The organism is Psychrobacter sp. AH5, from assembly GCF_040371085.1.
GTDB lineage: Bacteria > Pseudomonadota > Gammaproteobacteria > Pseudomonadales > Moraxellaceae > Psychrobacter.
This window is the reverse complement of the sequence record NZ_JAMBMT010000001.1, coordinates 1-21,116: the sequence shown is the minus strand read 5'-3', so window position 1 is coordinate 21,116 and position 21,116 is coordinate 1. Positions and strand designations below refer to the sequence as shown.

The 21,116-nt window shown below is 43.1% G+C and carries 13 protein-coding genes, 2 tRNA genes and 3 rRNA genes; 5 read left to right on the top strand and 13 right to left on the bottom strand.

The window, feature by feature from the left end; genetic code table 11:
* Positions 1-68: 68 nt before the first annotated feature.
* From M0N77_RS00090 to M0N77_RS00075, 4 genes are all read right to left on the bottom strand, one after another.
* A complete protein-coding gene (locus tag M0N77_RS00090) occupies positions 69-368 on the bottom strand; it encodes a hypothetical protein (protein WP_353102401.1) in 300 nt (99 codons plus the stop codon).
* A 323-nt stretch (positions 369-691) separates the two neighbouring features.
* Positions 692-1,702, bottom strand: coding sequence for a DUF4062 domain-containing protein (locus tag M0N77_RS00085; RefSeq protein ID WP_353102399.1), 1,011 nt, complete (start codon positions 1,700-1,702; stop codon positions 692-694).
* A gap of 80 nt (positions 1,703-1,782) precedes the next feature.
* Positions 1,783-2,655, bottom strand: coding sequence for a glutamate racemase (murI, locus tag M0N77_RS00080; RefSeq protein WP_371834177.1), 873 nt, complete (start codon positions 2,653-2,655; stop codon positions 1,783-1,785).
* 222 nt (positions 2,656-2,877) lie between these two features.
* Positions 2,878-3,564: a DUF1285 domain-containing protein gene (locus tag M0N77_RS00075; RefSeq protein ID WP_353102398.1), complete on the bottom strand. Its 687-nt coding sequence runs from the start codon at positions 3,562-3,564 to the stop codon at positions 2,878-2,880.
* 741 nt (positions 3,565-4,305) lie between these two features.
* On the opposite strand from M0N77_RS00075, the gene M0N77_RS00070 reads away from it, so the two are divergent.
* Positions 4,306-5,943 carry an electron transfer flavoprotein-ubiquinone oxidoreductase gene (locus M0N77_RS00070; RefSeq protein ID WP_353105528.1) on the top strand — a complete coding sequence of 546 codons (1,638 nt, stop codon included), beginning with the start codon at positions 4,306-4,308 and terminating at the stop codon, positions 5,941-5,943.
* 89 nt (positions 5,944-6,032) lie between these two features.
* On the opposite strand, the gene M0N77_RS00065 is transcribed toward M0N77_RS00070, so the two are convergent.
* Positions 6,033-7,529 (bottom strand): alanine/glycine:cation symporter family protein, encoded by a 1,497-nt coding sequence (locus M0N77_RS00065; RefSeq protein ID WP_353102396.1) that lies wholly within the window; start codon positions 7,527-7,529, stop codon positions 6,033-6,035.
* An 888-nt stretch (positions 7,530-8,417) separates the two neighbouring features.
* Here M0N77_RS00065 and M0N77_RS00060 point away from each other — a divergent pair.
* The 3 genes from M0N77_RS00060 to M0N77_RS00050 all read left to right on the top strand — a co-directional run bounded on the left by M0N77_RS00060 (position 8,418) and on the right by M0N77_RS00050 (position 11,250).
* The gene (locus tag M0N77_RS00060; RefSeq protein WP_353102394.1) at positions 8,418-8,678 is read left to right on the top strand and encodes a DUF4212 domain-containing protein; all 261 of its coding nucleotides are present in this window, start codon (positions 8,418-8,420) and stop codon (positions 8,676-8,678) included.
* Between the two features lie 4 nt (positions 8,679-8,682).
* A complete protein-coding gene (locus M0N77_RS00055) occupies positions 8,683-10,551 on the top strand; it encodes a sodium:solute symporter family protein (protein WP_353102392.1) in 1,869 nt (622 codons plus the stop codon).
* A gap of 153 nt (positions 10,552-10,704) precedes the next feature.
* The gene (locus M0N77_RS00050) at positions 10,705-11,250 is read left to right on the top strand and encodes a hypothetical protein (protein WP_353102390.1); all 546 of its coding nucleotides are present in this window, start codon (positions 10,705-10,707) and stop codon (positions 11,248-11,250) included.
* On the opposite strand, the gene M0N77_RS00045 is transcribed toward M0N77_RS00050, so the two are convergent.
* Positions 11,237-11,842 carry a rhomboid family intramembrane serine protease gene (locus M0N77_RS00045; RefSeq protein ID WP_353102388.1) on the bottom strand — a complete coding sequence of 202 codons (606 nt, stop codon included), beginning with the start codon at positions 11,840-11,842 and terminating at the stop codon, positions 11,237-11,239. The genes M0N77_RS00050 and M0N77_RS00045 overlap by 14 nt on opposite strands.
* Before the next feature lie 51 nt (positions 11,843-11,893).
* The gene (locus M0N77_RS00040) at positions 11,894-12,943 is read right to left on the bottom strand and encodes a 5'-nucleotidase (protein ID WP_353102386.1); all 1,050 of its coding nucleotides are present in this window, start codon (positions 12,941-12,943) and stop codon (positions 11,894-11,896) included.
* 277 nt (positions 12,944-13,220) lie between these two features.
* On the opposite strand from M0N77_RS00040, the gene M0N77_RS00035 reads away from it, so the two are divergent.
* Positions 13,221-14,114, top strand: a complete 894-nt coding sequence (locus M0N77_RS00035; protein ID WP_353102384.1) for a pirin family protein — start codon at positions 13,221-13,223, stop codon at positions 14,112-14,114.
* A gap of 242 nt (positions 14,115-14,356) precedes the next feature.
* Here the strand turns inward: M0N77_RS00035 and M0N77_RS00030 are convergent, their stop codons facing one another.
* The 6 genes from M0N77_RS00030 to M0N77_RS00005 form a co-directional block, all read right to left on the bottom strand.
* Positions 14,357-15,067 carry a hypothetical protein gene (locus M0N77_RS00030; protein WP_353102382.1) on the bottom strand — a complete coding sequence of 237 codons (711 nt, stop codon included), beginning with the start codon at positions 15,065-15,067 and terminating at the stop codon, positions 14,357-14,359.
* Between the two features lie 216 nt (positions 15,068-15,283).
* Positions 15,284-15,398 (bottom strand): 5S ribosomal RNA (gene rrf, locus M0N77_RS00025).
* A 121-nt stretch (positions 15,399-15,519) separates the two neighbouring features.
* A 23S ribosomal RNA gene (locus M0N77_RS00020) occupies positions 15,520-18,377 on the bottom strand.
* Positions 18,378-18,695: 318 nt separating this feature from the next.
* Positions 18,696-18,771 (bottom strand) — tRNA-Ala (locus M0N77_RS00015).
* 7 nt (positions 18,772-18,778) lie between these two features.
* Positions 18,779-18,855 (bottom strand) — tRNA-Ile (locus tag M0N77_RS00010).
* Between the two features lie 85 nt (positions 18,856-18,940).
* Positions 18,941-20,480 (bottom strand): 16S ribosomal RNA (locus tag M0N77_RS00005).
* The 16S, 23S and 5S rRNA genes sit together here with 2 tRNA genes alongside, the layout of an rRNA operon.
* Positions 20,481-21,116: the final 636 nt, after the last annotated feature.

The following is a 21,116-nucleotide window of genomic DNA, read 5'->3' as shown; positions in this document are numbered from 1 at the left end:
CCTCAAACCAAAAGACCACGTCAATTTGATGTGGTCTTTTGGTCTAGAGCTACTGCTTTTGTCATCGTTTAGACAATAGGAGGAGGATTAGGCTCACCGCTATCACCACCCCAGTTTTCACGAGCTTTTTCATCTAGATCAGCAGGCGTTTTAGGTTTCCATTTACCGTTCTCTTTCCAAGTCTCATCGCCCCAATCTGCATCCTCTTCTTTTCTATCAAGCTCCTTATAAGCTTTACGAGGATCAATTCCACGACGCTTCATATCAGCAACTTGCTCTTCTAGAGTATGAAACTGGTTGGCTTCGTGCATAGTTTCGGATAGCGCATCAAGCTCCTGCTTTAATGTATCGCGCTTAGAGTCAGTCATCGTGCTCTCCTTAATCAATGGTTAACTTCGTTTTCTTATAATCGTCTTATGTTATTTTTTATACTTTATAGCTATAGCAGCTATTAACTGTATTTGTTATTAGCTTCTATTATTATGAATATAACGCCCTTTAACAAGCGCTGACACGTATGCTTTGTATTACAAAACGTAGCACGGCTCAATCGGCAGGCAAGCCTAGAGAGTTTTAAGCGATAAGTGGGAGCTGGACTAAATACAGAAGATGGGGCTTACGGCACCATAACTATATATAATCTATGGCATAAGTACAATTGGTACAATAATTTTGCGATTAGGCTAAAATATTATTCAGAATAATGCCTAGTCTGACTTTCTTCTAGTAATTTTTTGGCATAAAAGGTTAGGCTCCACAGCTCTTTGGTAGAGCGTATCTCAGAGCCTGAGCTCTTTATCTGTATCCAGTTGGCTGCTATTAATAATCTTTGCAATTTATCCAAATCGCTTTTTATAATCTGACAGCGAGCGACAGCATGGACTTTAGGCATGAGTTTTTTTATATCAAGCTCAGCTTTGGAGGCGATCAAACGATTGAGTTGACTTTGCAAACCATAACTAGAAAAAAACGCCGGCATCGTCCCTAAAGCCTGCAAAACGTTTTGCCAAGTCAAGGTCATAGTCATAGTGACATCGGTTAGATTACCCTCTTCGTAGGCTTGTGCCATATATTCAATATCAAAAGACTGGGTTAATTCAAGCGTGGTGGTAATAGTGTCAGTAGCCGTATAGTTATTAGTACCGTGCTTATTATTTTGAGCGCTCATACCTCTAAGTGAATTAGCCGCTGGGCTATTAGCTGCTCTATTATCCATGCTAGTCGCGCTGTCTTTAGCGCTGAGCCAACCGGTTACTACCTCAGGTTTTTTTATCATCTCAATGTGTGCAGTATTTAGCAGCTGCTTTATGTCAGTATTATCATCATAATAATGCACATTGCTTTTTTGTTGCTCTACAATCTGAGTAAAAGCTTTGAGCTGTGGATTGAGCTCTTCAGCATCATAATGTCTCTTTATCAGCGCCATCATCGGCTTCGCTCTAGCTTTTGCATTAAAATAGCTTAAATGCATTTGGCTAAAGCCAGTGTTTTGCACTGTGCCATAACTATCGCCGATGAGAATTAATACATAATCGCACGCATCAACGCACTGACGACCATATAGAGCCGACTGTGCTAAATGAGTAGAGATATCATGAGTCAAAAACGCACGTGACTGAAAAAAAACCGCTAGACTATCCAAAACCAGGGGCTGGCTATGAGCAACGCAGATAACATGAATGTGATATCGACGACTTGGCAAAGTAACCTCTATATATTTTGCTGTAACTATACAAGCGCTCTGTACCGAGCACAGCCTACTAATTATTTATATTAATAGCTTTAAGTAAGATAGTGAATATCTACCTTTTGGCCAAGCAGACGCTCGACCAATTGAGCCAATTTGTCATCATATTTGCTAGCATAAAATCGTAAGGGATAGCTTTCATTATCAGCATCTAACAAAGCCAGCATTTTATTATCTATCAGCAAGGACTGCACCCTAGCAGCTATAGCTTGTCCTGAGTCTACCACCGTTATAGCCAGCTGTTGCTGTTCAATCTCTTGCAATAAAAACTCTTTAAAAAAAGGATAATGAGTACAGCCAAGCACTAAATAATCAATCCCCTCTGCTGCTAGATGTAGTAGGCGTTGACGCAAATGACTCGCAGTTTGAGCATTACTAGGCATGCCAGCTTCCACCCAAGGCACCAGCTGTGGATCAAAATACTTACTTACAGTAGTATTATTAGGCGCAGCTATATCGGTGATAACTTGATTAAGTAGCGCCCCTTCAAGAGTGGCTTTGGTAGCTAGTACTGCCACATGCCTACTACGGCTAGCTAATACTGCAGGCTTGAGCGCTGGTACCAACCCTACTATTGGTATCTGGGGATAGCGCACGCGCGCTAAGCTCAGCGCATGGGCTGAGGCGCTGTTACAAGCAATGACGATGAGCTTGCAGCCTTGCTGATATAACCACTCAACTGCGTTTAGAGTAAGTGTCTCTATCTCTCGACTGTCGCGATTACCATAAGGAACATGCAAAGTATCGGCATAATAAACATAACGTTCAGCGGGCAATTGCTGAGCTAAGTGCCGATAAACCGATAGCCCACCTATCCCCGAATCAAATATTCCTATCGGGGCACTAGCCATTACGTTATTAGAAGCTTGCAGATTTTCTGCTAATTGTTGCTCACTGATTTTGGACATATTATTTTTATAAAAAATAGTTTGATAGATAGTAGCGGCTTTTTGAAAATAAACTATTATCTATCATCCTAACCGCTAATAGCTATAAGAATTAAGAGCAACGCTCATCACGACTAGTTTATAGTGAGGATTATATAGTAGACTATCGTTTTGTAAACTAGCTGTCGACAAAATATAGTTAGTAGACGATGAGCTGACTTTTATTGCAAATAATATAGTAAGCTATCCCTCATCAGGCATAAAAAGCTCATAGTCTTGACCACCACTATGTAAGGTCAAGGTAGTCACTCCCTGCTCTGCGGTTAATTTGCCGATTTGAGTCAAATGATAAAAAGTATTGCGTCCTACCAAGGCCTCTAGTCCATTACGCACTAGCATATAGGGACGTACTTGCGGAGTAGCACTAGACTCTGTTGTATCATTGGTATAAAAGGGACGCAGTTCTAATTGATGCTGCTGATCTAAACGGACTATATCCCCTGTTGAGGTACTAAATTCAAGCCAACTAACCGCATCTTCAGTGACAATACCAACATCATTAATCAGTAGCGGCGCATCTTCAACTTTAATACGCAATTTTTGTACCGGTGTTTTTAGGAAGTACTCAACCTTACCGTTTATTTCTTCTTTCCATAAAATAGTAGCAAATAAACTGACTAATGACTCACGCGTCATATGAGTACCCTCATGCCACCATTCACCATTGGCTTTTATGACAAGGTCCATATCTATGGTCTGTTCTGGCTGCCATTGGTCTAATGGAGGAATACTACGAGCTTGTCGAACGCCTGCTACTGACTTTATATAGTGGCTAAGTGCCTCCATATCTTTTAGGTCATTCGGTATATCTGCCGTGACTTCAGCGCTATTTATACTGTTTTTATCGTCAGCTTTATGATTATTATCCATGAGGCATTGTCCTAATGATTGATTTATTATTAGTTAAAGTTTGTTATATACAATACAGTCATTAAATTTAGTTTTAAATGTGATAAATTGTTATCATCCATCAGCTTTAATATTTATAACTTTACCTTAACACTGATGCCCACAAATGCGTATCGTGTTTGTAATGTTTTTCTTTTATAATGAGTAACGATTTTTTATTGAAACAGTCGCGTGAGTATTTTTTCAATGTTTCTCTTAATTAACCATAAGTCTAAGAGCTCAGCATTGATACCGCAAAGACAGTTTTATCGGGCAGCCATATATCTTCGGCTATCAGTAGCGCAAGCCTTATTTGATTGTAATGCTAATAATGTCCAAAGATAAGCCACTAAGAATTTAGGAGTAGGTATGCAAGAACAAGATAAGCAAACGCCAGTCGTGGATGCAGAGACTGTGGATACTAATGAGGTAATAGCTGAGTCTGAGGCTAGTGCAATAGATGAAGAAGTAGCGATGACACAAGTGACTGCTGAAGAGCCGGTAGCTGATAAAGTAGTGGTCGAACAAGATATTACTGAGCCAGTGGTTGAAGATAAAGCGGCTGTTAAAGAAGCAATTGTAGCAGAACCGGTTGCTAATACCGCTGTCGTTGAAGAGGCAACTGCTGAAGAAGCGAGCATTGAACCTGTGACAGAAAAAGTAGCAGAGCCTGTAGCTGCTGAGCCTATCGAAGAGATCGAGCCTGAAGTTGAGCGCGAATCTATGGAGTTTGACGTTATCGTCGTTGGCGGCGGTCCTGCTGGTCTTTCTGCAGCTATTCGTCTGCGTCAACAAGCTATTGCTGCAGGCAACGATGAATTCATGGTTTGTGTGGTCGAAAAAGGCTCTGAGTTTGGTGCCCATATTTTATCTGGCGCGGTCATGGAGCCGCGTGCTTTAGATGAGCTTATTCCTGACTGGAAAGAGAAAGGCGCGCCTCTGAACGTGCCAGCGATTGAAGATCGCTTGTATATGCTAGGCTCTGCAACCAAAGCCACTAAACTTATCGATTCTGTCGTGCCCTCTTTAATGCACAATGATGGCAATTACATTGTGTCATTGGCTAACGTGGTACGCTGGCTCGCTGAGCAAGCAGAAGAGCTTGAAGTGATGATGTTCCCAGGCTTCCCAGCAGCGGATATTCTTTATAATGACGATGGTTCGGTCAAGGGTATTTTGACTGGCGATATGGGCGTTGCTGCTGATGGTAGTGAGAAGCCTAGCTTTGAGCCGGGCTATGAACTACTAGCCAAATACACTATTTTTGCTGAAGGATCACGCGGACATTTAGGCAAGCGCCTGATTAGCCGTTTTGGTTTGGATAATGATTCTGATCCACAGCACTATGGAATTGGTCTAAAAGAGCTTTGGGATATTGATCCAGCCAAACACGAAGAAGGCGTGGTCATGCACGGTTCTGGTTGGCCGTTGACGGATACAGGATCTTCGGGTGGCTGGTGGCTATACTTTGCTGAAAACAATCAAGTCAGCTTTGGTATGGTTATCGATTTGTCCTACTCAAATCCTTATATGTCACCCTTTGATGAGATGCAGCGCCTAAAGCTACATCCGCTTATTCGTAATATTTTGGAAGGCGGCGAGCGTCTCTCTTATGGAGCACGCGCCTTAACTAAAGGCGGTCTCAACTCACTACCTAAGCTCACTTTCCCAGGTGGGGTGTTGGCGGGTGATGATGCTGGTTTCTTAAATCCGGCCAAAATCAAAGGCACACATACTTCAATGAAGTCCGGTATGCTAGCGGCTGAGGCGGTGTTTGAGGCTATACAAGCAGGGCGTCAACATGATGAAGTAGTGGCTTATACCACTATGTATGAAGAGTCATGGTTATATCAAGATAACTATGAGGCACGTAACTTCTCACCTGCCATGCACCGTATGGGTCAATGGATGGGCGGCGCGTTCAACTTTATCGATCAAAACTTGCTTGGCGGTAAGATGCCATTGACTATTCGTGATAATACTCATGATTATAGTCAGCTTGAGCGAGCCGTTCATGCCTATCAGCCTACTTATCCTAAGCCTGATGGTAAGCTGATTTTTGATAAATTATCATCGGTTTTTATCTCCAATACCAACCACGCCGAAGATCAACCCGTACATTTAAAGCTTACTGATCCTACTGTGCCAATCTCGATTAACTTACCGTTATATGCCGAGCCTGCGCGTTTATACTGCCCAGCTGGGGTTTATGAAGTGGTTCAAGATGCTGAAGGAGCCAAGTTTGTCATTAATGCCCAAAACTGTGTGCATTGTAAGACTTGCGATATCAAAGATCCTTCACAAAATATCACTTGGGTAACGCCAGAAGGTGGCGGCGGCCCTAACTATCCAAACATGTAGTTTTAAGCCATAGTCAAAAACCAAAAAACCGCCCTTATTTTTTAAGGGCGGTTTTTTAGTTTAGCAAAGTTTAATATTATCAATCTAAGTTAATCAGACCAAGCATCACGATTAGCTTCATCTTTTAACTTCACAAAGTTATCAGGATTGAATTTGATTTGATCGCCTGACTTACCTTCTTTTATTTGCCGCTCATAATCACGTAGGATTCTTAGCGCTACAGGCGACAATATAACGATAGCGACTAAGTTGGTCAATGCCATCAGCCCCATCGATAAATCAGCAAAGTTCCATATAGCTGGTAAGCTGGCGATAGCTCCAACAAATACCATGCCCAGTACCATAAAGCGGAAAATCATAATCATGACTTTGGCATTATTGCTACCAGAGATAAATTCAAGGTTAGATTCGCCATAACTGTAGTTGGCAATGATGGAGGTAAATGAGAAAAAGAAAATCGCAATAGCTACAAAGATAACGCCCCAATCACCGACATATTGCGATAGCGCTAGCTGCGTTAATTGAATGCCTTCTTGTTCGACGCTAGGATCCACTACCCCGGATAAGATAATAATAGAGGCTGTCGCAGTACAAATAACTAGCGTATCCATAAATACCCCTAGCATTTGCATAAAACCTTGTACCGCTGGATGATCAGGATGACTTTGCGCGGTTGCCGCCGCATTAGGCGCTGAGCCCATACCCGCTTCGTTAGAAAACAAACCACGTTTAACCCCATTAATAATAGCTTGCGCGATACCATAACCCAGTACCCCACCTGCGGCTTGCTCAAAGCCAAAAGCGGACTTCACTATCAAAGCTATAGCTGCTGGAAACTGGCTAAAATTAGTCACAATGATAAATAAGGCTAATAAGATGTATAAAATAGCCATTATCGGTACGATTTTACCAGCGATACGCGCCACCGAGCGTAGCCCTCCAAATACTACTGGCGCTACCAAGACGACTAAGATAAGACCTGTCATCCATGTCGGGATACCAAAAGCTTCATTAGTCGCTTGCGCAATAGTGTTTGACTGCACCCCATTAAAAGCTAAACCAAAAGCTACTAGTAGACAAACAGAGAAAAATATTGCCATCCAGCGTTGGCCCAAGCCTTTTTCTATATAGTAGGCAGGACCACCGCGGTATACATTATCATTGTGCGGTATTTTGTAAGCTTGCGCCAAAGTTGACTCAATAAAGCTGGTCGACATACCCACTAGCGCCGTCATCCACATCCAAAAGACTGCGCCAGGTCCGCCCAAATAGACAGCAATCGCTACCCCAGCTAAGTTACCAGTACCCACGCGCGCCGCTAGAGAGGTCATCAAGGCTTCAAACGAGCTAATACCACCGTCTCTACGTCCTTGATTTGAGACCCATAATAATTTCCACATATGGCCAAAATGTCGAAACTGCATAAAGCGGGTCACCAACGTAAAGTAGAGACCAGCGCCAATCAGCACAAACATCAATAGGCCATACCAAGGATTATTGGCAATCAACCAATCATTATTTCCCCAGATTATACTGACACCATAGTTTACGGTGTCATTGAACCAATTCGCTATTGCTTCAACCATGTTATGACCTTTAGTTATCGTTTATTAATATAAGCTTTCATATTTTGAAAGCGTCTCACTGAGCGGTAACAATGAGAGGTTTAAGGTATTTTTTATCTAATCTCAACAGATCTCAGGTAAATTATCGACACAGTTTATAGCTGCTCGCCTAATGTGGCAACGTAATTGTGTTACCTATTTTTATCCTAAATTAGAACTCTAGTTTTATCACTTTAGCTTATTATCAACGGCGAAGTATTCATTAAATAAATGAGTAATTATAGATTTTATCTTTACTATAGTTATAAAGCCTTGTTAATACCGTGGCTTTATGAGAAATTGGCTTATCAGGCGTCACTTCTCACATCTTTTGTTGATTGAGGTAGAATAAGGTTTACATTAGTTAAATATTAACTTACATAAAGTAACTGAAATATATTTATTGTTAATTGGTTAAATATTGTATATATTCCTAATAGGTTTACGACTGTGAACGCTCTTTGTGTATAAAAAGTACAAATTAGCAGTAAGTTTTAGAGTTTTTAGGTAAAAATATTCGAGATATTGGCTATTAAGCCCTTCTTTAAACTTTTACTTACAAATTTTTCGATTATACATAAATTGAGTTCTTGATAAGCTTTAGCACTAAAAACTTATCAGGACTACTGGTTATAGAGTAAGCTTTTATAATCATAGCGCAAATTATGTTCAATTTTTTAGTGGATTTTTGCTAGTGATATCAACTAAACGCTTTAAGATCGTTGATATAAAATGACTTTTTGGATTTACTTAGTTTTCTTAGTATTTACTGGAGGTGTTTTGATAAACAATGGTCATTTGATAAAGTAATATTATTTACTAGTATTGGATCAACACTATTTATTTATGTCAGGCAAAAGGAGTTGTCCTATGGAGAACCACAACGATCCATCGGGTTATTGGAGCGCCAATATCCGTCTTATTATAGGCAGCCTAATCATTTGGGCATTATGCTCATACGGGTTCGCTATTCTTTTACGTCCATTATTAGCTGGTATCAAAATCGGTGGTACCGACTTAGGCTTCTGGTTCGCTCAGCAAGGTTCCATCGGAGTGTTCATCATCTTAATTTTCTTCTACGCTTGGCGTATGAATAAGTTAGATAAACAATATGGCGTAGACGAGGAATAGCCCCATGAGTCAATTTGTAATTAATATTATTTTCGTAGGGGCTTCTTTCGCGCTTTATTTTGGTATCGCGATTTGGGCACGTGCAGGTTCTACTAGTGAGTTCTATGTTGCAGGTGGTGGTGTCCACCCGGTAGTCAACGGTATGGCAACCGCTGCTGACTGGATGAGTGCGGCGTCATTTATCTCTATGGCAGGCTTGATTGCCGCTAGTGGTTATGGTGCATCGACTTACCTGATGGGCTGGACGGGTGGTTACGTCCTACTAGCTATGCTGCTAGCGCCTTATCTACGTAAGTTTGGTAAATTTACGGTCCCTGATTTCATCGGTGACCGTTTTTATTCTAAGACTGCTGCTATGATTGCGGTAGTGTGTTTGATTATCGCTTCGACCACTTACGTTATCGGTCAGATGACTGGTGCTGGTGTAGCATTTTCACGCTTCTTAGAAGTTGAAAACACTACGGGTCTAATCATTGCCGCTGTTGTCGTATTCTTCTACGCGGTACTAGGTGGTATGAAAGGGATTACTTACACGCAGGTTGCGCAGTATGTGGTTCTGATGATTGCTTATACTATTCCTGCGGTCTTTATCTCACTTGAATTAACAGGTAACCCAATTCCAGGTTTAGGCTTGTTCTCAAACCATGTTGAATCTGGGGTGCCAATCTTAACGAAGCTTAACCAAGTGGTTACTGATCTTGGCTTTGCCTCTTACACTGCTGACATTCCTAACAAGCTAAACATGGTACTGTTTACTCTATCGCTAATGATAGGTACAGCAGGTCTGCCACACGTTATCATTCGCTTCTTCACGGTTCCTAAAGTGGCTGATGCGCGCTGGACGGCTGGTTGGACCTTAGTATTTATCTCGCTATTGTACTTTACCGCTCCAGCAGTAGGCGCTATGGCACGTTTAAACCTGATCGATACGGTTTATCCACAAGGTGTTGAAGCGGAGCCGATTAACTACGATCAACGTCCAGACTGGATGAGAACGTGGGAAGATACCGGTCTTATTAAGTACAATGATTTAAATAATGATGGTCGTATTCAGTTCTATAACGATGGTGGTCTTGGTGCTGCTGAAGCGGCTCTAGCGACTGCTACCGCTGATGATGGTGATGTTGCTGCTGCAACTGCTGCTGTTGATGAAGCTCGTGTCAAAAACAGTGAAGTATTAGATGGTGAACTCGCCGCTCGCGGTTGGGCTGGTAATGAGCTTGATGTAAACGCTGATATCATGGTACTGGCAAACCCAGAGATTGCACAGCTTCCACCATGGGTTATTGGTCTTATCGCTGCAGGTGGTCTAGCTGCCGCCCTATCAACAGCTGCCGGTCTACTCCTTGCTATCTCATCAGCGATTAGTCATGACTTGATCAAGCGTAACCTAAACCCGAACATTACCGATAAGCAAGAGTTGAAATATGCTCGTATCACTATGGGTATCGCTATTGTTGTCGCTACGTACTTAGGTATTAACCCACCAGGGTTTGCCGCGCAGGTGGTAGCACTCGCCTTTGGTATTGCAGGAGCTTCGTTGTTCCCAGTACTGATGATGGGTATCTTCTCTAAGCGTATTAACAACTTAGGCGCTATCGCTGGTATGTTAACGGGTCTGATCACTATTCTAGTCTATATCTTTGTATTCAAAGGTTGGTTCTTTATCAGTGGTACAGCTAACTTCCCTGATACTGAAGAGTACTGGCTATTTGGTATCTCGCCACTATCGTTTGGTGCAGTTGGTGCCCTACTTAACTTTATCGTAGCATTTGCGGTTTCTTACGCTACTGCGCCTCCACCAGTACATATTCAAGAATTGGTTGAAAGTGTACGTTCTCCACGTGGAGCTGGCGGTGCTATTGACCACTAAGCTATAAGTTAATAAGCTTAAGTGTATTGTTATTTCATCTATCACTCACAGGCAGTAACTGCTTGTGAGTGATTTTTTTATCATGCTATTGTGATAGATAACCTTTATGACACACTATCAAAAAACGCACTTTGAGCGTTAAGGACAACTTTTATGCTTTTTGAGTTTATCGCTACCATGGCTGCAGGATTTGGTTTAGCTGGAGTGGCCTTAGTCATAACTCACCTTACTAAGCTAACGGGTAGACGCGCTCCTAAATGGTTAATCCCTTTATTTGCCGCTATCGGTATTTTTGGCTTTCAAATAAACCAAGAATATAAATGGTATGGCCAACAAGTGGCTCAATTACCAGCAGGAGTGACGGTAGTTAAGGTTGCCAAGAGCAGTACTTGGTTTCGGCCTTGGTCTTATATTAAACCGCAAATCTTTAGATTTATCGCTGCAGATACCGGACAAGCGCGTGCCAATACCAATGATCCAGATATATATCTGGTTAACTTATATCTCTTTGAGAGACGTTTAAGTGTGCAGCAGATACCACAAGTAATCGACTGTAAGGCTCCTGCACGTGCAGATTATGTCTTACAAGAAAAAGATAGTGAGCTGACAATTGATGAGCATGTTAAGCAGACCACAGCATGGCGTCCCCTAAGTAAAGACGATCCGTTGTATATCAATGTGTGTGTTAATAAGGCTTAGCGACCATTTTATACTCATGCTTAGAGATAGCCCCTAACAATAAACCGGCGCACAGACCTCCAAAGTGCGCTGCAAAGGAGATACCTTGCTGAGGCATAAGTCCTTGCTTGATGGTCAACCAAAACCCTGCTCCCATAATAATGCAAGCTATCAGATATCCCCAACGCCTTGCAAATACTGCCCCGCCTATCATAAACCCAAGCATCGCAAAACATAGGCCTGAGGCGCCAATATGTATCGATAATGGCGAGCCGATCAGCCAAGTCATAAAGCCTGATGCCACTATAAGCTTCAAAATAGTGCGATAAGCATTACTCTCAAATAAGCCTAATAAAAACAGTATTTGTAAAAGTATTAAGGTATTGCCTATAAGGTGTGAGATATTGCCATGCATCGTCCAAGAGGCAAAAACGCCAACAAAGCTACGCAAATCGATAGTGCGCGGTGCAATACCAAAAATATTCCATAGACCAAACATGAATATATTATTAATGAAAAACATGCCCCACATAGGTATCAATACGAATGCGTATAAACCTATGACCTGTTTTAAGCGTATCAAAACTAAAGAGAGTATAGATTGCCAACTCATTCGCCGCCTCGTGGTCTTTATGAATTCTACTCTTGTGGTTTATTTAGTGTATCAAAGCGTTAATGAAAATATTGACTGAGAAGCAGGTACAAAAGTGAGCTTTGAAGCTTCGATAGTAGAACTTGTATAGCTATCATGCAATAGCGAAGTGGAATGATAAGGCACTAAGGCTGTGGGCATAAAGTTACGAGCGGCATCTATATGCTTGATAGAGTCATCAAAAAAGATATGCGGCGCAAAACTCTTAAGCACTGCTGTTTTATCTAACCCTCCCAAAAAAAACGCCATATCGACATCGACGCCCCAAGTGCGTAAGGTCTTGATAGCCCGCAAGTCAGCTGGCGCATTGCGTGCGGTCACCAAAGCGATTTTTATCGGACAATGTTGTGTTCTGGCGGGCAGTCTTTCTTGTAGTTTAGATAATTTGATCAACAGCTCAGCATAAGGGCCTTTTTCTATAGGTAAATCACGCATTTTAGCTTCACGATCATGAAAAGCTTGTAAGCCTTTTTGTTTGTATAATAACTCACCAGAGTCATCAAACAATACCGCGTCACCATCAAAAGCGATGCGCAGTTGATCGGTATCGAGCTCATAAGTATTCACGGGTGTCGCATCCAATATGGCACAAGCGCAAATATTAGCATCCGCTACTTGCTGGGCATCATCGCGATTGGTGGTCAAAAAAAGATCCACTTTGAAATCTTTGATATAAGGTGCTACAGCACTACCAGAGATAAAGGCGGAGCGTGAGATATTAAGTCCATGAGCACGTATAGCGTTTAGCACTTGAATGCCAGTATCAGGACTACTTTTTGAGACAATAACCACTTCTACTAAAGGCATTTGTATAGCTGACTCTGAGTCGCTACAGCTTTGACAATAGTTGTTGAGATTGAGTAAAGCTTGAATGAGCGGATAGCCGGCACCCATAGTTAACGGATCATCTTCGCGCTCAGCCATATAGTCACGAAATTCCTTTATAGCCTTATCAGGACGCTGTTTGAGCAAATCGAGCAAGTGGTTTTCGGATTCAGATAAATCAAATAAAGCCGTTGCTGATATAGCCACTATCAATGTATTAGTAAAATCGACTGCCATATTTTCCACTCTCTTTTACAGGTATGAGTTATACGCTAATGGCAGGTAGTTTAGCAACTTAACCTGAGTGGGTAAGTAAGATTTTTATTATTGAATATCGTTTATAAAACTCTTCGGTTGCATTAGTATAAAGTTAAATATTTCTTAATAATTGGTAATACTAATATAATAATTCTACATAATACTATTGAATTTTATCCCTTTACCCTCAAAATAGATAACTGAAGATTGATAAAACTCAATGATTATCAATGGTTATTATAAGCAGGAGAGAATAATGAATAACGTAAAAGCAAATAGCGTACAAGATACCGTGACCCAATCTCGTCAAGTGCAAGAGCTTTATGCTGGGGTAGATACCCAAGACGGCGCGGGCGTTAAGCTGACTCGCGTACTCACGCAGCAATTGCAACAGCGTCTTGACCCGTATCTGATGTTGGATAACTTTAAAAGCGATAATCCAGACGACTATGTCGCCGGTTTCCCAAACCATCCGCATCGCGGCTTTGAAACTGTTACCTATATGATTACTGGTCGTATGCGCCACCGTGATAGCGCGGGTAACGAAGGGCTACTACAGAACGGCGGCGTACAGTGGATGACGGCGGCTAGTGGTGTCATTCATTCAGAGCTACCTGAACAAGAAGACGGCGCAATGGAAGGCTTCCAGCTTTGGCTTAATTTACCTGCCAAAGACAAGATGAATGACCCTTGGTATAAAGACTTCCAAAACGACGATTTGCCTAAATATACTACAGAAGAGGGTGTAGATGTTACGGTAATTGCGGGTACATCGCACGGAGTAGAAGGTGCAGTCACTCGCGATATCACTGAGCCGACTTACTTGGATATCCATCTACCAGCAGGAACGAGATTTAGCCAAGCCATTCCAGCCGATCACAATGCGTTTGCCTTTGTGTATCGCGGTAAAGTAGATATTGAAGGTCGGGAAGTGCCGACTAAGACCATGGCTATTCTTGAAAACAACGATAGCGCTGATGGCGTTACAATTACCGCCGATAGTAGTGAGGATACCAAAGTGATCTTAATCACTGGTCGACCACTACGTGAGCCGGTTGTTCAGTACGGTCCATTTGTGATGAACAGTCAGCAAGAAATCATGCAAGCCGTCACTGACTTCCAAAATGGTAAATTTGGTGAAGGGGCTTAATGATTAGCCTAGTTTGTTAACTACTCTATTAAATGTCAAAGCCCGTATTATTTGTTAATATGGGCTTTTTTTGTGGAAGAGATTTTTGATTTGGTTGTTTGCAAAAACATCATGAGCGTCAGCTATGGCATGGAGTCATGACCGAGCAGCGTAAGAATGAACAGTTGGGGTTTGATTTTCAGCCTTTTTTTTAGACTTGATGGTTGTTTTAAATTATATGTAGAATATTCATACTGCATAGTTTATTTATGCATATCTACTATCTGTATGATCTGCTTTCTGCGCTCATTCGTTATAAACTTACAGTCTTTTAGCAGTTTTATTATAGGTAATAGCCTACCATGGTAATATAAAATCGTTGGCGAGAACTTACCTGAATGATTGCTACTATAATCCTGAAGTATTTCTACCATACTTTCTGTAACTTCGTTCAAAGAATAGACATATGACCAAACCACTGAACCCTCTTGTTGTGCAGTATCTACAAACTCTACATAGCTATCACTCCAACTCAAGGGATTATCTAATCGAGCGCTTTCAATACACATATGAAATATTTTCAATATAGGCTGTGTTCCTTCTTCAGAAATAACACAATCTAATAAGAATGAAATTTGAACTTCCGCATTCGCAAGAACTGATAATGTTTCATTATCTTGAGTTTGCTGTCTCGTCAATTCTAAATCGTCAGCAGCAATTTGTGCTGTACTCGCTAAGTGAGTAACTGATTCTTTAAACTCCAGCATTTGAGAAGTTAAAGTCTTATATAACATTATAATAGCAAGCAAAGCTATAAGTGGGCTTAGAACTCCACCAAAAAAAGAGCCAAATTCAGCCCAAGAAGTATGTTTTAAAGAGATATTACTACCGAAAAAGTAAATATATACAGAAGTTACAATCGTAATTAGTACTAGTCCTAACACAGGAACCCACATTGTATTGTTATTTTTCATCTACCAATACACCTTCTCTAAATGAGTAATTTTAACTTATTATATTTAGTTTTGATATTTTATCTCGATAATTTAGAGCTTTAGATTGCACTATGCGCTGTATAACATATCTATATAACGTAATGTCCAAAACTATTAAATAATCTTTCTAACCTCTAACTCCTCAGCCATAAAAAAACCCCCAACAACTTAATGTTGGGGGTTTTTAGAAAAGGGAGCTGACGATGACCTACTCTCACATGGCCGGAGCCACACTACCATTGGCGCAACGATGTTTCACTTCTGAGTTCGGGAAGGGATCAGGTGGTACCATCGTGCTATTGTCGTCAGCAAAGGGGGTTAGATATGAGTCTGATGTTTTACTTAATGACTTAAGTATCACTTATCCTAACTGAATCAAGGATAAAGGTGATATCGATATAATGCTTGGATACAAACCACTTGGGTGTTGTATGGTCAAGCCAAACGAGCAATTAGTACAGGTTAGCTACACACATCGCTGTGCTTCCACACCCTGCCTATCAACGTCCTAGTCTTGAACGGCTCTTTAGGGAAATCTTATCTTGAGGTGGGCTTCCCGCTTAGATGCTTTCAGCGGTTATCCCATCCGAACGTAGCTACCGGGCAATGCCATTGGCATGACAACCCGAACACCAGTGGTTCGTCCACTCTGGTCCTCTCGTACTAGGAGCAGCTCCTCTCAAATTTCCAACGCCCACGGTAGATAGGGACCGAACTGTCTCACGACGTTCTAAACCCAGCTCGCGTACCTCTTTAAATGGCGAACAGCCATACCCTTAGGACCTGCTTCAGCCCTAGGATGAGATGAGCCGACATCGAGGTGCCAAACACCGCCGTCGATATGAACTCTTGGGCGGTATCAGCCTGTTATCCCCAGAGTACCTTTTATCCGTTGAGCGATGGCCCTTCCATACAGAACCACCGGATCACTAAGACCTACTTTCGTACCTGCTCGACTTGTGGGTCTCGCAGTTAAGCGCGCTTTTGCCTTTATACTCTACGACCGATTTCCGACCGGTCTGAGCGCACCTTCGTACTCCTCCGTTACTCTTTAGGAGGAGACCGCCCCAGTCAAACTACCCACCATACATTGTCCTCGGTATTGTTATACCTGAGTTAGAACCCCAACATGACCAGGGTGGTATTTCAAGATTGGCTCCACCAAGACTAGCGTCTCGGCTTCAAAGCCTCCCACCTATCCTGCACAAGTCAGGTCAAAGTTCAATGTAAAGCTGTAGTAAAGGTTCACGGGGTCTTTCCGTCTAGCCGCGGGTACACAGCATCTTCACTGCGATTTCGATTTCACTGAGTCTCTGCTGGAGACAGCGCTGCCATCATTATGTCATTCGTGCAGGTCGGAACTTACCCGACAAGGAATTTCGCTACCTTAGGACCGTTATAGTTACGGCCGCCGTTTACTGGGGCTTCGATCAAGAGCTTCGCATACGCTAACCCCATCAATTAACCTTCCAGCACCGGGCAGACATCACACCCTATACGTCCACTTTCGTGTTTGCAGAGTGCTGTGTTTTTAATAAACAGTTGCAGCAGCCTGGTATCTGCGACTGTCAACAGCTCAAGGAGCAAGTCCTATCACCATCAACAGCGTACCTTCTCCCGAAGTTACGGTACCATTTTGCCTAGTTCCTTCAGCAGAGTTCTCTCAAGCGCCTTGGTATTCTCTACCTGATCACCTGTGTCGGTTTAGGGTACGATTCGTTTATGACTATCGCTTAGAAGCTTTTCCTGGAAGCATGGTATTTGCCACTTCACCCTACAAGTAGGGCTTGCTATCAGATCTCGACCATATAGCAGCCCGGATTTACCTAAGCTGCAAGCCTACATCCTTTCACCTGGACAACCAACGCCAGGCTGACATAACCTTCTCCGTCCCTCCATCGCATCATAAACAAGTATCGGAATATTAACCGATTTCCCATCGACTACGCCTTTCGGCCTCGCCTTAGGGGTCGACTCACCCAGCCCCGATTAACGTTGGACTGGAACCCTTGATCTTCCGGCGTGCGAGCTTTTCACTCGCATTATCGTTACTCACGTCAGCATTCGCTCTTGTGATACCTCCAGCACACTTTACAATGCACCTTCACAGGCTTACACAACGCTCCCCTACCACTTGAAAACAAATTCAAATCCGCAGCTTCGGCTCCTAGTTTGAGCCCCGTTACATCTTCCGCGCGGGCCGACTCGACTAGTGAGCTATTACGCTTTCTTTAAAGGATGGCTGCTTCTAAGCCAACCTCCTAGCTGTCTATGCCTTCCCACCTCGTTTCCCACTTAACTAGGAATTTGGGGCCTTAGCTGGCGGTCTGGGTTGTTTCCCTCTCCACAATGGACGTTAGCACCCACTGTGTGTCTCCCGGATATCACTCATCGGTATTCGGAGTTTGCATCGGTTTGGTAAGTCGGTATGACCCCCTAGCCGAAACAGTGCTCTACCCCCAATGGTGTTCGTCCGAGGCGCTACCTAAATAGCTTTCGGGGAGAACCAGCTATCACCGAGTTTGATTAGCCTTTCACCCCTATCCACAAGTCATCCCCTGGCTTTTCAACGACAGTGGGTTCGGTCCTCCGGTGCCTGTTACGGCACTTTCAACCTGCTCATGGATAGATCACTCGGTTTCGGGTCTATACCCTGCAACTCATCGCCCTATTAAGACTCGGTTTCCCTACGGCTCCCCTAACGGTTAACCTTGCTACAGAATATAAGTCGCTGACCCATTATACAAAAGGTACGCGGTCACCACGCAAGGTGGCTCCCACTGCTTGTACGCACACGGTTTCAGGTTCTATTTCACTCCCCTCACAGGGGTTCTTTTCGCCTTTCCCTCACGGTACTGGTTCACTATCGGTCAGTCAGGAGTATTTAGCCTTGGAGGATGGTCCCCCCATCTTCAAACAGGATTTCTCGTGTCCCGCTCTACTTAATATGTTGATACTAGAATTTAAAATACAGGACTATCACCTACTACGGTCAGCTTTCCCACGCTGTTCTTCTATTCTAATATCAATCGGCTTCTCCCCGTTCGCTCGCCGCTACTTGGGGAATCTCATTTGATGTCTTTTCCTAAGGGTACTGAGATGTTTCACTTCCCCTCGTTCGCCTCTTGTACAAGTACAAGATACCTAGCTTATGCTAAGTGGGTTTCCCCATTCAGAAATCTCCGGATCACAGGATATTGCCGCCTCCCCGAAGCTTATCGCAGGCTGTCACGTCTTTCATCGCCTCTGACTGCCAAGGCATCCACCATGTGCGCTTAATTACTTGACCATACAACCCCAAAGGGTCTATTAGTTTCGCAATTATAACGATATCACCTATGTTTACGCTTGATTCAGTTCTCTTTACTTTTTTAATAACCAACTCTTGGGATAACAACAATGTCGTTAAAGAGCTGATTATTAAGGTTAAGAAGTGCGCGTGAACACGCTCTTCTTAACCCAGACTCATATCTATGTTTTTAAATAGTTCCTAATCCTTCGTCAGGTATTAGGTTCTGTATAAAACAGAAAGAAGTAATCATTTGATAATCACTTGTTTCTGTTTATGCTATTCTAAATATTCTATTTAATCGCGCTTGTTTATTAATGGTGGAGCCAAACGGAGTCGAACCGTTGACCTCCTGCGTGCAAGGCAGGCGCTCTACCAACTGAGCTATGGCCCCTAAATAATGGTAGGCCTGGGCAGACTTGAACTGCCGACCCCCGCGTTATCAACACGGTGCTCTAACCAGCTGAGCTACAGGCCTGTACGAGGCATATACCTCTAGCTAATAAACTAGCTTAAACTAAAGAACAACTTGTTGTGAATTCTTGCCAAGTGAATGCCGTCTATAAGGAGGTGATCCAGCCGCAGGTTCCCCTACGGCTACCTTGTTACGACTTCACCCCAGTCATCAACCACACCGTGGTGAACGCCGTCCTAAAAGGTTCGGCTATCCACTTCTGGTGCAATCAACTCCCATGGTGTGACGGGCGGTGTGTACAAGGCCCGGGAACGTATTCACCGCGGCATTCTGATCCGCGATTACTAGCGATTCCTACTTCATGGAGTCGAGTTGCAGACTCCAATCTGGACTACGATAGGCTTTAAGAGATTTGCATCACATCGCTGTGTAGCTGCCCTCTGTACCTACCATTGTAGCACGTGTGTAGCCCTGGTCGTAAGGGCCATGATGACTTGACGTCGTCCCCGCCTTCCTCCAGTTTGTCACTGGCAGTATCCTTAGAGTTCCCGGCTTAACCCGCTGGTAACTAAGGACAAGGGTTGCGCTCGTTGCGGGACTTAACCCAACATCTCACGACACGAGCTGACGACAGCCATGCAGCACCTGTATTCTAATTCCCGAAGGCACTCCCGCATCTCTGCAGGATTCTAGATATGTCAAGACCAGGTAAGGTTCTTCGCGTTGCATCGAATTAAACCACATGCTCCACCGCTTGTGCGGGCCCCCGTCAATTCATTTGAGTTTTAACCTTGCGGCCGTACTCCCCAGGCGGTCTACTTATTGCGTTAGCTGCGTCACTAAGTCCTCAAGGGACCCAACGACTAGTAGACATCGTTTACGGCGTGGACTACCAGGGTATCTAATCCTGTTTGCTACCCACGCTTTCGAACCTCAGTGTCAATATGATGCCAGAAGGCTGCCTTCGCCATCGGTATTCCTCCAGATCTCTACGCATTTCACCGCTACACCTGGAATTCTACCTTCCTCTCACCTATTCTAGCCTAACAGTATCAGATGCAGTTCCCAGGTTAAGCCCGGGGATTTCACATCTGACTTATCAAGCCACCTACGCTCGCTTTACGCCCAGTAATTCCGATTAACGCTTGCACCCTCTGTATTACCGCGGCTGCTGGCACAGAGTTAGCCGGTGCTTATTCTGCAGCTAATGTCATCGTCTCCGGGTATTAACCGAAGAGTCTTCTTCACTGCTTAAAGTGCTTTACAACCAAAAGGCCTTCTTCACACACGCGGCATGGCTGGATCAGGGTTGCCCCCATTGTCCAATATTCCCCACTGCTGCCTCCCGTAGGAGTCCGGGCCGTGTCTCAGTCCCGGTGTGGCTGATCATCCTCTCAGACCAGCTACAGATCGTCGCCATGGTAGGCCTTTACCCCACCATCTAGCTAATCCGACTTAGGCTCATCTAATAGCGAGAGCAACAAGTTGCCCCCTTTCTCCCGTAGGTCGTATGCGGTATTAATACGAGTTTCCCCGTGCTATCCCCCACTACTAGGTAGATTCCTAAGTATTACTCACCCGTCCGCCGCTCGTCATCTGGGAGCAAGCTCCCAATGTTACCGCTCGACTTGCATGTGTTAAGCCTGCCGCCAGCGTTCAATCTGAGCCATGATCAAACTCTTCAGTTTAATCTGCATGTAACCCTTCACTATAAATAGTAAGATGGATTACGAATCTTGGCTCATTTAATCTGGCAAAATCGCTTTAAAATTATGTTCGTAATGAATTAACTTTGAGTTTTTCTGCTGTCTTAAATGATAATTTTTATAGTTAAAATAAACTCCGAAAAGAAGTTCAAACCAACTTTATTTTTAGCATTCTTGCTCAGCAAAAATCCACACAAGTTGTTCTTTAGTTATGCTTTTAAATAGTGTCTCTTTACTGTCGTCCAGTTAAAGAGTTATAGTGCTAATAATTAAGCTATTTGCTTATTGTTATTAGCGAGCTGACTATCATATCATATTCGATGTGTCTGTCAAGCTTTTATTTTAAATCTTTATAATTTGTATCTTAAGTTAAGAAGTTGATTTGACTAAATTAATTAGTCTTTATCTCGTCCTGTCCCTTAATGAGGTGCGTATTATAGACGCTTTATTTAGTAAGTCAAGAAGTATTTTAATTTAGTTTAAAGTTTTTATCTAATGTAGATTTGAACTTCTCGCTAACGGCTGGTTGGATAATAGCTATGCTATTAAATAGTAAGTGGTAAACCACTTTTCCAATCCGCCTTCCCTCTCGACTGGGTGGCATTATACGCGCTTTCG